The sequence below is a fragment of the Peptoclostridium acidaminophilum DSM 3953 genome (genome assembly GCF_000597865.1).
GTDB lineage: Bacteria > Bacillota > Clostridia > Peptostreptococcales > Peptostreptococcaceae > Peptoclostridium_A > Peptoclostridium_A acidaminophilum.
The window spans coordinates 793,804-808,774 of sequence record NZ_CP007453.1 but is presented as its reverse complement, the minus strand read 5'-3'; the positions used below and the strand labels follow the sequence as shown (position 1 = coordinate 808,774).

Annotated in this window: 11 protein-coding genes, 1 riboswitch and 1 other annotated feature; of the genes, 7 read left to right on the top strand and 4 right to left on the bottom strand. The window is 43.4% G+C overall.

The genetic code is table 11. The annotated features are described in order from the left end of the window. Window positions 1-160 precede the first annotated feature (160 nt). Window positions 161-292: a hypothetical protein gene (locus tag EAL2_RS15890; RefSeq protein ID WP_278246866.1), complete on the top strand. Its 132-nt coding sequence runs from the start codon at window positions 161-163 to the stop codon at window positions 290-292. A gap of 11 nt (window positions 293-303) precedes the next feature. On the opposite strand, the gene ilvA (EAL2_RS14665) is transcribed toward EAL2_RS15890, so the two are convergent. Then, window positions 304-1,506 carry a threonine ammonia-lyase gene (ilvA, locus tag EAL2_RS14665; protein ID WP_041693335.1) on the bottom strand — a complete coding sequence of 401 codons (1,203 nt, stop codon included), beginning with the start codon at window positions 1,504-1,506 and terminating at the stop codon, window positions 304-306. Window positions 1,507-1,814: 308 nt separating this feature from the next. After that, complete coding sequence (gene ilvA, locus EAL2_RS14660) at window positions 1,815-2,999, bottom strand: threonine ammonia-lyase (protein WP_041693334.1); 1,185 nt, start codon at window positions 2,997-2,999, stop codon at window positions 1,815-1,817. Window positions 3,000-3,199: 200 nt separating this feature from the next. After that, window positions 3,200-3,431: a binding site (T-box leader), on the bottom strand. A 169-nt stretch (window positions 3,432-3,600) separates the two neighbouring features. Here ilvA (EAL2_RS14660) and EAL2_RS14655 point away from each other — a divergent pair. The 6 genes from EAL2_RS14655 (at window position 3,601) to EAL2_RS14630 (ending at window position 11,627) form a co-directional block, all read left to right on the top strand. Continuing rightward, window positions 3,601-5,004 (top strand): PAS domain S-box protein, encoded by a 1,404-nt coding sequence (locus tag EAL2_RS14655; RefSeq protein WP_158408952.1) that lies wholly within the window; start codon window positions 3,601-3,603, stop codon window positions 5,002-5,004. A 95-nt stretch (window positions 5,005-5,099) separates the two neighbouring features. Next, a complete protein-coding gene (locus EAL2_RS14650; RefSeq protein WP_025437104.1) occupies window positions 5,100-5,930 on the top strand; it encodes a sensor domain-containing diguanylate cyclase in 831 nt (276 codons plus the stop codon). 118 nt (window positions 5,931-6,048) lie between these two features. Beyond that, entirely contained in the window at window positions 6,049-8,184 is a 2,136-nt protein-coding gene (gene recD2, locus EAL2_RS14645; protein ID WP_025437103.1) for an SF1B family DNA helicase RecD2, read from the top strand. Between the two features lie 349 nt (window positions 8,185-8,533). Continuing rightward, complete coding sequence (locus EAL2_RS15885; RefSeq protein WP_025437102.1) at window positions 8,534-10,255, top strand: methyl-accepting chemotaxis protein; 1,722 nt, start codon at window positions 8,534-8,536, stop codon at window positions 10,253-10,255. A gap of 271 nt (window positions 10,256-10,526) precedes the next feature. After that, window positions 10,527-10,967: an Lrp/AsnC family transcriptional regulator gene (locus EAL2_RS14635; RefSeq protein ID WP_025437101.1), complete on the top strand. Its 441-nt coding sequence runs from the start codon at window positions 10,527-10,529 to the stop codon at window positions 10,965-10,967. A gap of 57 nt (window positions 10,968-11,024) precedes the next feature. Next, the gene (locus EAL2_RS14630) at window positions 11,025-11,627 is read left to right on the top strand and encodes a LysE family translocator (protein ID WP_025437100.1); all 603 of its coding nucleotides are present in this window, start codon (window positions 11,025-11,027) and stop codon (window positions 11,625-11,627) included. Window positions 11,628-11,638: 11 nt separating this feature from the next. On the opposite strand, the gene EAL2_RS14625 is transcribed toward EAL2_RS14630, so the two are convergent. Together EAL2_RS14625 and EAL2_RS14620 are read right to left on the bottom strand one after the other, a co-directional pair. Next, window positions 11,639-12,280, bottom strand: coding sequence for a cyclase family protein (locus EAL2_RS14625; protein ID WP_025437099.1), 642 nt, complete (start codon window positions 12,278-12,280; stop codon window positions 11,639-11,641). Between the two features lie 580 nt (window positions 12,281-12,860). Further along, window positions 12,861-14,690 (bottom strand): FapA family protein, encoded by a 1,830-nt coding sequence (locus EAL2_RS14620; RefSeq protein WP_025437098.1) that lies wholly within the window; start codon window positions 14,688-14,690, stop codon window positions 12,861-12,863. 174 nt (window positions 14,691-14,864) lie between these two features. Then, window positions 14,865-14,953, bottom strand: a riboswitch (cyclic di-GMP riboswitch). Window positions 14,954-14,971 lie beyond the last annotated feature (18 nt).

Sequence of the window (14,971 nt, the reverse complement as noted above, 5' to 3'; positions counted from 1 at the left end):
GGGTCGTGACCGGAATTTTTGGTTCGTCATCGGAACTTTTGGGTCGTAATCGGCATTTTCGGGTCGCGACCGGAATTTTTGGGTCGTAATCGGCATTTTTGGGTCGTGACCGGCATTTTCGGGTCGCGATCAAATTTTTTTTGATTAAACTCCTTGCGTAGTGGATAAAAAGAAGGCTCAAAAAGCCCTCTATACTATATATTCATTTGGCGAGAGAAATTGGCACTTGAATTTTAAATTTTACAAAAAAAGTCCCCTGAGGGCCTTAAGGGCCTCAAGGGACTACGAATAGAGATGTTTAGCTTAGCAGCTTTTGTGTGGAACTATATTTTCAGTTATCCTGTAGCCGTGTTTTTCAAATGCGGCCTTTATCATTTCTACATGAGCCCTTCCGTTGGTTTCGACTGTAGCTTCGAGTGTCACCTGCATCAGCTTGTCGTATGACTTGAACTTGTTGTGCTCAAGCTGTATTATGTTGGCTCTTTCGTTTGCAAGTATTTCGGATATCTTGAGCAGTTCGCCCGGCTTGTCGAAGAGATCAAGAGAGAAGCAGAATATCCTGGATCTGCTAACAAGACCCCGGTTGATCATTGAGGATGCGGCCATGACATCTATGTTGCCGCCCGAGATTACACATACTACTTTCTTGTCTTTAACTCTAAGCTTTTTGAGTGCTGCAAGAGGAAGAATACCCGAGTTTTCAGCTACAAGCTTGTGCTTTTCAAGCAGCAGGAGGAAGCTTTCCATCAGGTCGAAGTCTGAAACTGTTATTATATCGTCTACGAGGTGCTTGCACACAGAGTATGTAAGTTCGCCCGGGGTCTTTACGGCCACGCCGTCTGCTATCGTGCTTACACTTTCAAGCGTTGCAATGCTTCCTTTTTCCAGAGATGCCTTCATTGAGGCAGCGCCTTCAGGCTCTACTCCTATAACCTTTACCGAAGGGTTTATGAGCTTTGCGCCAAGGGCCACTCCGCTTACGAGTCCGCCGCCGCCCACTGGAACTAGTATTATGTCGGCGTCCTTGAGCTCGTCCATTATCTCAAGGCCTATAGTACCCTGCCCTATTATTATGTCCCAGTCGTCGAAGGGATGTATGAATTTGTAGCCCTGCTCGGCTTCAAGCCTTCTGGCTTCCTTGTAGGAATCGTCATAGCAGTCTCCGTAGAGCACTATGTTCGCGCCGAAGCTCCTTGTAGATTCCACTTTTATAAGAGGAGTGGAAGTAGGCATTACTATTGTAGATTTTACACCGAGCATGCTCGAAGCCAGAGCCACTCCCTGGGCATGGTTGCCTGCGGACGATGCTACAAGTCCCATTTTCTTCTCTTTGTCGGAAAGCTGGGAGATGGCATTGTATGCACCTCTTAATTTGAAGGCTCCCGTCTTCTGGAGGTTCTCGGGCTTTATGAACACTCGGTTTCCGCATTCGCTGCTGAATATTGGACTCTCTATGAGTCTTGTGTCGGTAATAACCGCAGAAAGACGCTCCTGGGCCCTTCTCATCTGCTCAAGGCTGATATCAATTCCATTGTTTGGGTTTTTGAAAAATGTATTAACTGGCATTTATAATATTCCTCCCGGATTTCTTTTGTAGTCTGTATGCTGCTGCCATATGTAATAAAAATTCGTTGTATTGTCTAAGAATATAATAACATACAAGTGAGTTGTATTCAATTCACAAACAAATACGATATTTTAGAAAAAAACAAAAGGTTTAGAAGAGCTTTATCAGTGTGATATCCGGAAATTAAAAAAGCCCGCCCCTAAAAAATTAGGGCGAGCTGGATGCTAATCGGAGTATAAATATATTTTTAGTATATCTTTGTTATCTTGTAGCCATGCTTTTCAAGGGCGGCCGTTATCATGTCCACGTGCATTTTGCCGTTGGTCTCGACTGTAACCTCCAGATTCACTTGCATAAGTCTGTCGAATGACTTGAACTGATTGTGCTCAAGCTGTATTACATTTGCTCTTTCGCTTGCAAGTATTTCGGATATCTTGAGCAGCTCTCCCGGCCTGTCGAATAGCTCTACTGAGAAGCAGAATATCCTGGATCTGCTAACAAGCCCTCTGTTTATCATGGAGGATACTGTTACTACATCTATGTTTCCTCCTGAGAGTACGCATACGACCTTCTTGTCCCTTACACCCAGCTTCTTGAGCGCGGCAAGAGGAAGTATTCCCGAGTTTTCGGCCACTATTTTGTGCTTTTCAAGCAGCAGCAGGAAGCTTTCCATAAGGTCGAAGTCTGAAACTGTTATTATGTCGTCCACGAGATGTTTGCACACAGAGTATGTCAGCTCTCCTGGGGTCTTTACTGCCACGCCGTCGGCTATCGTGCTTACACTTTCAAGCGTTGCAACGCTGCCTTTTTCCAGAGACGCCTTCATTGAGGCAGCGCCTTCAGGCTCTACTCCTATAACCTTGACTGAAGGATTCAGGAGCTTTGCGCCAAGGGCCACGCCGCTGATGAGTCCGCCGCCGCCCACTGGAACTAGTATTATGTCTGCGTCCTTGAGCTCGTCCATTATTTCAAGGCCTATTGTGCCCTGGCCTATCATTATGTCCCAGTCGTCGAAGGGATGTATGAACTTGTAGCCGTGCTCCGCTTCAAGTCTTCTAGCCTCGTTGTAGGAATCATCATAGCAGTTGCCGTAGAGCGCTATATTGGCGCCGTAGTCTCTGGTGGACTCCACCTTTATAAGCGGAGTAGTTGTAGGCATTACTATTGTGGATTTGACTCCGAGAAGGCTTGAAGCCAGGGCCACGCCCTGGGCATGGTTGCCTGCTGACGATGCCACAAGGCCCATGTTCTTTTCCTTGTCGGAAAGCTGGGCTATTTTGTTGTAGGCTCCCCTTATCTTGAATGCTCCCGTCTTCTGAAGGTTTTCGGGCTTTATGAACACGCGATTTCCCGATTCCTTGCTGAATATTGGGCTCTCTATGAGTCTTGTGTCTTCAAGCACTGGTGCTATGCGTTCCTGAGCCTTTCTCATCTGCTCGAGGCTGACGTCAACGCCGTTGTTTAGGTTCTTGAAAAAAGTCTTTACTGTCATTGTAAAAATACCCCCTGAAATCTCTTTTTTTATTTGCAACTGCTGCCTATGCATATGTAGTATTGGACATGCCGCTTGTCAAAGCGGCATGTCCGGCAGCAGCTTGATATGCTGAAAACAAAAAAGCCCGCCCTCAAAAATTCAAGGGCGAGCTGTATACTCGCGGTACCACCTTAATTGGCAAAAAAAGCCGTCTCGTTTATAGGTTCAATCAAACCCTGGGCTTTGTATCGGGGCCAGCCGGCAATTCTTACTTTTATTCAGAATGCTGCTCTGGAGTGATTTGCAATTCAAACGCACTGTCAGTTTTCACCACCCACTGACTCTCTACAAGCGCCGCCTTGAAAAGCCTGTCTCCATCTACGCATTGAAATATTTAAATTTACTAGATTAATATAAACTTTAATATTTAAAATTTTAATGCCGCGCAGGCGAAATGTCAATATATTTTTGAAAAATTCACAATATTGCAAAAATTAATCATGATTCTTTTTTGCATAAGCCGAGCATTTTGGCGGTTTTAGTGCATACTGTCAGAAAAATGGGTATAAAGTTAGAAGCAGCTATGTCAGAAGTCCTGCTGGCAAGACTTATAAGGGACAGGTCTTTTTATTTCTGGAATAGAAGCAAACTTGACGAAACGAAGGAGGTTCGCATGGTGAAAGTTGTAAATCCTTCAAAATGGCTTGCTGCGAAGCTAATTGAGCTCTACGGTGAAGATTCGCAGGTTGTTGCGAGAAAAATGAAATATCTCCTATTTGTTAATATAATAACTATTTCGATATGCCTGCTTTTTGCCTACATAAGGATGGCCGAGAATTCAAATATATACGGGCTAAAGAAGATTGTGGTAGTCAATGCAAGTGCTGTGGCTGTAATAGTAGCAAGCGGGCTGTCAATAAAATACATATTTCAGTCTAGGGCTAAAGAGGCTGCAGGCATGCTCATAGCAATAATGGCATGCACGGTATTAGACATGTTCATAATAGACATATTAGGCATAAGGCTTGCGGCCAGGTCGCAGTTATACGAGCCGATGTTCATAATGACAGTATACCTTATAATGGTTTCGATATTCGGGACTGGCAAAGGGCAGATTGCTCTGGCCGCGGCAGCGGGCCTTTTTGGCATAGAGTATGAATACTTGGGGAGGCTTGCGGCCCAGGGCCAGTCGGCAGATTTGCCGGGGATGGCAATAAGGGGAATTCAGTTCCTGGCTGTAGGCGTGTTTGCCTATGCTTCGTTTGACATATTCCACGGGTCAGTCAAGAAGATAATGCAGGCGGAAGAGGTGTCAGGCTACAAGTACAGATCGCTTTTCAGCAACATGTCTGACGGCTTTGCGTACTGCCAGATCTTGTTCGACGAATATGGCAAGCCCCAGGATGCCCTGATACTAGAGGCCAACAACTCGTTCAAGGGTATAACAGGCTGCAGCTTTGCAGAAAAGGAGAGTCTTTCCGAGGTGTTCAAGGCATTCTCGATAGGAGGAAGGAACTGGCAGAAAAAATATGCCGACGTGGCGCTGCATGATATGGAGATAGATGATGAGATTTACGTAGGCGATGCGGACAAGTGGGTTTCCGTGCACCTCTTCAGTCCGTTGAGAGGATATTTTGTGCTCCTGCTTAGAGACATAGACGAGGTTGTGAAGACAAGGGAAAGGATAAGCGAATCGGAGGCTCTGCACAGAGGCCTTGTGGAATGCTCTCCTGATGCGATCGTAGTTACAAACAGAAGGGGTAGAATACAAATGGCCTCACCTGCGACTTCGAAGATATTCGGCTACGAAATCGGCGAGCTCATAGGAAAGGATATGGAAATACTTGTGGATCCGACGGACAGAGGCATGATTTCAAGAAATATAGAGTCGGCCATTAGAGGCAGCAAGAAAGCCATAATGGAATACAAGGGAATAAAAAAACAGGAGAAAAGCTGGACATAGAGGTCAACTACGAGGTAATAAGCGGGGCAGCAAAGGAAACTACGAGGATTCTTCTCATAAACAGGGATGCGACTTCAAGGAAGAATGTCGAGGAGATGTTCAAGAACATATTTCACTCACACAGCTCCATAATGTTCCTTATGGACATTGACAGCAAAACGATAGTCGATGCAAATAAGACGGCGCTTGAATTCTACGGCTACCCGCTTGTGGGAATGAACATAAGTGACATAAGTACTCTTGAGCGCGGCGAAATAGAGAGGAATTTCGAGTATATAAAGCTCAACGGAAGCATGAGATACGACGAAGGGCACAAGATATTCAGCAGTGATATAAGGGAAATGAATGTCAATATGTCGATTACCAGTCTGGGAGAAAAACGCTATGCCTTCGCCATACTAAACGATGTGACAGAGGAGAAGCATGCCAAGAACATGCTTGAGAGACTTTCAGTCACTGATGCGCTTACAGGCATATACAACAGGCTCCATTTCAACAGGGAGCTTGAAAAGGAAATAGCCCTCTTTAAGCAGCACAGCGCTGAATTTTCAATGATAATGTTCGACATAGACCATTTCAAGAGGGTAAACGACACATACGGCCACGATGTGGGCGACCTGGTGCTCAAGGAGGTTGTAAGAGTAGTAAAGGAGCAGGTGCGGGCTACAGACGTGTTTGCAAGGTGGGGCGGCGAGGAGTTCATAATAATGGCAAAGAATACCCCACTTCGCAATGCAAAAAGACTTGCCGAGAGGATAAGGTCGGCCATAGAGAAGAATGATTTTGAAAAGGTCGGCCATATAACCTGCAGCTTCGGGATATCGGTGCTCACACCGGAGGACAGCGAAAGCAGCGTCGCCAAGAGGGCGGACGAGGCGCTCTACGAGGCAAAGCAGAGCGGAAGAAACTGCGTGAAGGTCAAGTAGGCATGAGGGGGCGGGACAAAATAAGTCCTGCCCCTTTTCTTGCGAATGAATATAGTATAATATATATGAAAAGAGAGCTGCAAACGCGAGTTTCAGCATTGTGGAGCGGTGAAGCCATATGGATTTTTTAAGCGGCATAGTAGAGAGAATTACATACTCGAACGAGGAGAACGGATTCAGCGTCATAAAGCTAAAGTCAAAGGGCTTTAATGACCTGGTTACGGTCGTGGGCAACATGGCGACTGTAAACATAGGGAGTGCCGTAAAGGTAAAAGGCGTATGGAAAAACAACGGGCAGTACGGCAGGCAGTTTTGCGCCAGCGAGTACGAAGAGACTGTCCCTGCGACTGTCAAGGGTATTGAAAAGTATCTGGGGAGCGGGCTCATCAAGGGCATAGGACCTGTGAATGCGAAGCGCATAGTAGATATGTTCGGTACGGAAACCATAGATGTAATAGAGAGACAGACGGAGCGGCTCATGCAGATAGAAGGAATAGGCGAAAAACGTGTGCAGATGATTAAGCGGGCCTGGGAGGAGCAAAAGGATATCAAGAACATAATGCTCTTCCTGCAAGGCAATGGCGTGTCGGCTTCGTATGCCGTAAAGATATACAAAGCTTACGGCAACGAGAGTATAGAGCTTGTAAAGGAAAATCCCTACAGGCTTGCACAGGATATATGGGGCATAGGCTTCAAGACGGCCGATGGAATAGCCCGGAACATGGGATACGACGAGAATTCCATAGAAAGGTGCTGCGCCGGCGCTGTCTACGTGCTGGGGGAGCTTTCGTCGGACGGCCACTGCTTTTCATTGCGAGAGGAGCTTGTAAAAAGTGCATGCGAGATGCTCGGAGTTGAAAGCGAGCTGGTTGAGCGCGCAATAGACAAGATGAGCGCCGAGGCGTTGCTTATAGAGGAGGAGTCCGCGGTGTATATTCCGGGACTCTATTACAGCGAAATCGGAGCGGCGTCGAGGATTGTAAAGCTTGCGTCGCAAAAGAGCGGCTATGAGGGCTTTGACATAGGGCTAATGCTAGAGACAATACAGGCTGAGTCGGGCATGAGATACGACAAGGTTCAGCTTGACGCGATAAGAACGGCTGTAAGCTCGAAATTCATGGTGCTAACGGGCGGCCCCGGAACAGGAAAGACGACTACTACGAATGCCATAATAAAAATGTTCGAAAGGTTAGGAGCGAAGGTGTCGCTTGCAGCGCCCACCGGAAGAGCGGCAAAGAGGCTCAGCGAAACCACTGGAAAAAAAGCGCTCACGATACATCGGCTTCTGGAGTTCAAGCCTCCGGCGGGCTACCAGAAAAATCAAGACAACCCGCTAACCTGCGACGTGCTCGTAATCGACGAGGCTTCCATGGTGGACATAGTCATGATGAACACGTTACTCAAGGCCGTAAGGGACGAGGCTGTAGTCATCTTGGTGGGCGACGTGGACCAGTTGCCTTCTGTGGGTCCGGGCAAGGTGCTCCAGGACATAATAGCCTCCGGAGCGGTTCCTGTGGTCAAGCTGGAGAGGATTTTCAGGCAGGCTATGGGCAGCAGGATAATAACTAATGCCCACAAGATAAACAAAGGCAACTTCCCAGATCTTTCAAACAGTAAAAAATCCGACTTTTTCTTCATGGAGGAGGAGGATCCCGAAAAGGTTGCGCTGACTATAAGGGAGCTTTGCTCGAGCAGGCTGCCCAAGTACTACGGGGTCGACGCTGTGGATGACATACAGGTCATATGTCCCATGCAAAGGGGCAGCACAGGAACGGCTAGCTTCAACCAGACGCTGCAGGAGGTGCTCAACCCCTCGGGCGTTTCCATCAGGTACGCCGGAGTTGAATACAGGGTTGGAGACAAGGTCATGCAGATTAAGAACAACTACGATAAGAATGTATTCAACGGCGACATAGGCAGGATAAGGCAGATAGACAGGGAGGCTGGAAGCCTGACAATCGGCTTTGATGACAGGCTGGTTGAATACGACACCTCTGACATGAACGAGGTCGTGTTGGCCTATGCCACCACAGTGCACAAAAGCCAGGGTAGCGAATACAATGTGGTGGTTGCGCCCATCACAATGCAGCATTTTGTCATGCTACAGCGCAACCTCATATATACGTGCATAACCAGGGCAAAGCAGATCCTCGTGCTTGTAGGCAGCAAGAAAGCCATAGCAATGGCTGTGAAAAACAACAAGATCGTGGACAGGAACACAAGGCTTTCAGAGCGAATAATAAAGCAGGCGTAAAAATGGGCACCCGGTGCCCATTTTTTTTATATACTTATTCAAATACTCGAAGGACATGCCAGTGTAATAGTATGAATAAATAGCAAATGCAGCGAGATTATATATGCAGGCTTCCTATAATATGTCTGAGTTTGCTTGTGAGGAAAAGAGCGCTAGGAACAGCCAATTGAAAGGCTGATAGGCCAAATTCAGACAGGTGTTTAAACAGACACATTATAGGTATAAATAAGCGAGTGCATTTTGCAAAATTGTAATTGTCGATAAATTCACATGATGCTATAATATTAAAAATGCTTAGAAAATAATACAATAGCAATTTACAAAAAATAAAATAAGGGTGGTGAATTTCTTGAAAAAAATCAGCTTTAAGGACAGGCTGGAGAACAAGGCCATAGCAATAATGGTACTTATAATACTGCTGACATCTTCTGTAATTTCATACATAGGGTATATGCAGTCCGACAGTATGCTTGCAAGCACGCTTGGGAAAAGGACTGTGGGAATAGCTAAAAGAGCGGCCGAGAATATAGATCCGGCTGAATTTCAAAAGATAAAGACGGCTGAGGATATGAGCAGCCAAGAGTATATTAAAATAAGGGATATGCTCGAGCAGATAAGAGTCGATCAGGATCTGAAATTTGTATATACGATCAGACAAGGAAGCTCGGGCGAATATATGTACATAGTCGACGCCTCCGAAGATGCTGAGGATGTGGGAGCCCTGGAAGACGAATATGACGAGATTTATTCTAATGCATTTGCATCTAGCAACGGGTATACTGAAAACAGAATAGACGTTACTGAAGAATATGGGGCACTAGTTACCGCTTACTATCCGATAAAGGACAAAGCAGGAAAAGTAATCGGTATAGTGGGAGTAGACAGCAATGTCGAAAGCGAATACGCAGCCATAAAGCAAATGGGTTACAGAATGCTTATGCTATCCGCAATAATGGCAGCATTGGCATCACTTATAGTATTTGTTATATTCAGAAGGGCAATAAGGCCGATAACCCAGATCTCAGAGACGGCCGAGAGAATAGCGCAGTATGACCTTACAGTTGAAAATGTGGTAGTGAGCGACAAGGGACAAATTGGCGTGCTTGCAGACGGTATGAACGGAATAGTCGACAATATGAAGAAACTTGTACTTACTATAAACTCGACAATGTCAAATCTCGAGGAGATATCAGACAAGGTCACAATGTCGTGCACGGAGGTCAACATAGCCAGTAACGAAATTTCAAGAACGATAGAGGAAATTGCATCAGGTACAGTTACACAGGCTGAGGAGGCAAGCAAGAGCGCAAGCATGAGCAACGAGCTTTCCTCAAAGATAGACAGCATACAGGAAAATCTCGAGATAACAATAGATAATGCCAGCCAGATGAGGAGCAAGAACGAGGAAGGCAGGATGTCGGTTACGGAGCTCGAGCAAAGATTTGCAGAAAACAAGCGCTATTCGAGCGAGGTTTCAAGGAATATGGAAATGCTTACTGAAAGCTCTCAATCGGCGGGCAAGATAATAGACGCAATAAAGGGTATAGCCAAGCAGACTAATTTGCTGGCGCTCAACGCATCAATAGAGGCCGAAAGGGCGGGCGTGGCAGGCAGGAGTTTTGCAGTAGTGGCAGAAGAGGTCAGAAATCTGGCTGTGCAGTCGGCATTGCAGGTTGAGGAGATCGAAGGTATAATAGGCAACATGCTTTCTACAATAGAAACGACTTCGCAGGCAGTTGATTCTACTGAAAAGACATTCGAGGCAGTTGATGAATATATCGGCAAGACTGTTGTATCCTTCGAATCCATTAATGATTCGGCTCAAGAGGTAATAACACAGGTTGAGCTGCTAGGAGAGAATGTTGAGGTGGTATCAAGCGCCAAGGAATCCGTGATAATGTCTGTAAACAGCATGCAGGAGATCGCAGAGGAGTCGGCAGCAGCCACAGAGCAGATTAGCGCATCGGCCCAGGAACAGTCGGCAATGACACTTGAAATACTTGAAACATCCAAGAAACTCAATGGAATAGTGGATGAGCTTTCGAAGGAGATAGGAATATTCAAGGTGTAAGGCATAAAAAAATTGGGCACCCGGTGCCCAAAGTAAAAAATGAAAGAGAATAATATATTTGCATAAGAACAGGCGGTTCGAAAAAAATTCGGCAGCCTGTTTTTTTCTTTAGAAATTTAAGCGGCAGAGTGTTAATCAAAACGTGAAATTTAAATATTTAATGCAATGGAATTTATACTTAATTTTTTTTGGATATAATGCAGATACGTTTACAATATTACGGCAAAGTATATAATATTAATTAAATACTAAGCAGGAAAGAGGGTTATGAATGGATGCCATAGACAAAAAGATTCTGGAATGCCTGAAAAACAATGCGCGAATGCAAGTTTCATGCATCAGCAAGGTTGTCAATCTGTCGATACCGGCCGTATCCGAAAGGATAAGAAAGCTTGAAGAATCGGGCATAATAGAAAAATTTACTCTCAGCCTGAACAGAGAGCTTATGAACTATGGACTGCTTGCGTTTTTGTTCGTCAACATAGAAAGGACGGAGCATATTGATGAGTTCAGAAAATCCATAGCTGAATTCAACATAGTGCTTGAATGTCACCATCTTGCGGGTGAATATGATTATCTGCTCAAGGTTGTATCTAAGGATACAAAAGATCTGGAGGATTTCATATCAAACAGGCTAAAGAAGATAAGAGGAGTGCAAAGGACCAACACAATAATTGTGCTGTCGAGCGTAAAGGAAGAGATAAATGCATAGAATTCTTGAAAGCTATTAATATTTGGGAACTATCATATTCAGAAGAAGGTGAGAATTATGGTTTTTCTAAAGGGCTTTGCGCTCGGTATGATGCTTCAGCTGTCTGTTGGTCCTGTATTCTTTGCCGTATTTTACAAGTCGATCAGCGAAGGTTTCAGGGAGGCTTTCAAAATGACAATTGCTGTGGCGCTAGTCGACGCCGCATATATTGTCGTGTCGTTCACGTCAGTAGCAGCGCTGCTTGAAATCCAGGCAGTCCATATGCTTGTCCGAGGGCTGGGCTCGGCAGTTCTGGCGTATTTTGGCCTTAAATATATCAAAGGCGCGAAAGCTGATAGAAACATGGAGAGCCGAGGGGATGCAGGGAAAGGAGGCAGCTTCATGTACGGTATGAAGCTAACTATACTCAACCCCCTTACTATACTCTTTTGGTCAGCTACATTTGGATCTCTAATAAGCTCGGGAAGGCTTTCGGGAATTGGCAGCACTGCCATTTTTTCTCTGGGATGCGTTCTTTCTACAGTTGTATTCCTCGGAGCAATGAGTCTACTGGGAAACAGAATCAGTAGAATGCTCAACGGGAGGATTTTGAAAATGCTTGACTACTCAGTCGGTGTATTTCTTTTATGCTTCAGCGCAAGGCTTATGTTAGCTGGTTAGGTGTATTCATATTAAGCCCCTACAATTGCCACGGCTCTTACTGGAGAACCGTCTGCGCCATGGAGCTTTAGAGGAAGAATGCTCAGTATGAAAAATTCGTCTTCAATGTAATCGAGGTTTGCAAGGTTCTCTATTATTATGATTTCCTTTTGCATGAATGAAAAATGAACATCGAAAGTTTCGCTGCCGACGCCGTCTACTGAAATGGCGTCGATACCTACTCCCTTTATGTCAAATGATGCCAGCCACCTAGCCGCATCAGGGCTGAGCACAGGAAAGCCTTCGAAATATGAGTCGCGGCCCCAATATTTGTCCCAGCCGGTCCTTATAAGCACAAAGTCAGACTTAGATATATTATCTTCATGGGCGACAATATCGGAAAGGACAATTTCACTTGAGCCGATTCCTGTAAAGTCTAGAACGCAGGCTTTTCCTACGAACTTATCGGCGGCGAAGTCGCTCAGAGACTTTGCAGCAGAGATCATGTGGCATGGAGCGTCTATATGAGTGCCCGTATGGGAATACATAGTAAGCAAAAGCTCCGCGAAACCGTCGGATTCTATTGTATTTGCCCTTTTTAGCGAAGGTGGCTCAGTGCCCGGATACACGGGCATATCCTCTTTTATTGTGTGGGTAAGATCGATGATTTTCATAGGTGCACCTCCAGGAAAATTGTCATATGCAGCTTCAATCAGGGTATTGAAAAATATTACAAAGGTATAATTTTAGGTATAATTTGATGATAGCATAACGTTCATGGAAAACATATGGCAATTCATAATAAAGCTGTTCTGTATATACATTTTTGAATAGCCGTTTTACTGCTATCCAGTCTTGCACATCCTTCACCTCGATTCATCCTCCCTCCATATCTGGTATGGAAACAGGATCCTTTAGTCATCGCAGGTGGTCAATTTTATTCGTTAATCAGGGGCAGCTTTTAAGTGTAAATATATACCAAAACAAAACTCCCCCTATGATAAACAGTTTTGTTTTTTATCTGTCTACCATAAGGGGAGCATATCAAAATCAAGGACTTTATATTGTATAGTTTTATGATAAAAAGCGCATATAAGAATCAAACAACTTGCAAATTTGATTTTTATAGCAAAAACAAATAAAACGACTTTAATATACCGTTGTGTTTTTTTGAATACTTCACCGACTAGAGTTCTTGCCATACCAGCACAACAAAAGTTTGTGAGTAAATATACTTGCCTGCATTAAATACTTCTATTCAAACATTCGGATATTACCATGAATGTTGATAATTGTTCCATTATAATAATGGCCATCTACTTTCCCGTATTTATCCAAAATTCTGCAATATGTAGACATTCCTATTTTTGAACCTATTTTTCCAGCGCATATTCTTTTTCCCGCAATCAACATACCGCCTTTCACGCTACTTTTAGGATTGTTGTATAAGATGTTGTATTTTGCAATCAGATTTGATTGGTAGCTTCCATCTCCTATAACTGTAATGTTGCCACTAGAGTATATATTTGAATTTTGGGCATACTGTAATTCTATTCTTGCTTCATACATAGATTGCATGTTATCAATGTATTGTACTATTTTTTTATAAATGACTTTCAGTTTGTCTATGTTTTTTGTATTCAGTTCACTAATTTCTAATAAGCAATTTTTAATATTGCATAGCATAGTAAATGATGTATCTTTATCATCTTCATCCATTTCGGACAATACTTTCTCTATTTTTTTGATGTATTTTAGTATGGCCTCCTGCTCAGAATATACCACTCTGGCGGCCATACTAATATCTTTTTTAATAAATAAATCAACCCGCTTAATGATGTCATTTATAACTACTAGGGAATCTTCAACTACCGAAACACTGATTAGATGGTTAGCCATATTTTTACCTGCTACCAATTTCCCGCCTATCACTTTTCCACAGATAGTGATATCCCTATCCGAAATGACCTTGGAATTGTAAACCGAACCAAGTGTTTTTATTTTTCCTTTTGCATTGACTTCCATGTTATCCATTACATTTCCCTTAATAAGCAAATCACCATCAAACTTAATGTTGCCTGTATTACTATCAACATCACTGGCAATAACTAGTAGTGGCACAACGCATATTTTTCCATCTATTATTCTAGGCGTGCCATCTGTACATGCAACAATCTTGGTGTCATTCTCTAGAAGTACGGCTCCTTTACCGACAGAAAAAGATTGTTCTTCGGGCTCATTGCCATGAGTCAATTCGCCTGTAACGCTAATTCCATTTTTGGCATTTAATGACGGTCTCAGCTTAAACGCCAACACATCTCCAATTTGTACGGGTTTTTCATTTTCAAAATCTGATTCTTCAAAAAAATACTGAATTTCTGCATTGATTCCATCACAAGGAGCCTTGCCTCTTGCAACAACAATAGAACCGCCATCCGGTAAATCGATTAATTTGTTTACGGCTTCGATATCTATAATATCCAATTTTATTCTGGAATCATTTAAAATTCTAATGCAATGGTCTATAGTTGCTTTTTCAGCCTCTATCTCTTCAAAATCAGAACAAATCACCAGATTATTTTCTCCAGCAGAATCTTTTATGTAAAATTTCTTGCCCTTTTCTTTATGTATTTTCAAAGTGGCTTCCATTCCATCATCTGAAATATCGACTTCCAATCTGGTGACCGGATCTATTACCTTAGGTTTAAGTTCTATTTTGTCATTTTCAGTCAATATTATACTTCCGACAATCTTCTCTCCATTTACAAAAACATCTATATTAGGATCATCAGCTTTTAATGATGGATATTTTCTAATTCCACCAGGTATAGTTACTTTGACATTTCCATTTATAATTTCCGCATACCCATAATATTTTTCCCAGTTTTGCAAATGAGTATTTTCCTGGGTCTCTATTTGCACTTTCTCTACTTCTATCTTATATAGCCCTTTTCTTTTTATAAATCCCAAGAAATTACTATACGGTTCCTTAACGACCTTCAACCTAAATTCACTATCTACACGCCCATAAGCATTCTTTACAAACAATCGAGCTTCTTCTTCGCTCTGCGCTTTGACTATCACTGCTGCCCCTCCTTTTTGATTACCCTTAGAAAAACTTACATTACAAGGTCAATCAAGTTGTCTGCCCATTTTTTTGATAGTTCATTTTTTTCTGAAAATAATAAGGAGATGACTTCTAAGTCACCTCCCATGTTTAAGCTTTGATAAAATACACATCAAAAAGAATACACAAGCATAGGCAACCCGACGATCATATCTTTTCATATAGACTTAGACTCGTGGCTTTGCGTCATCATCTTTCGATGATTTTGCCTTTATCTCTTTTAATTTTTCAAACAGGA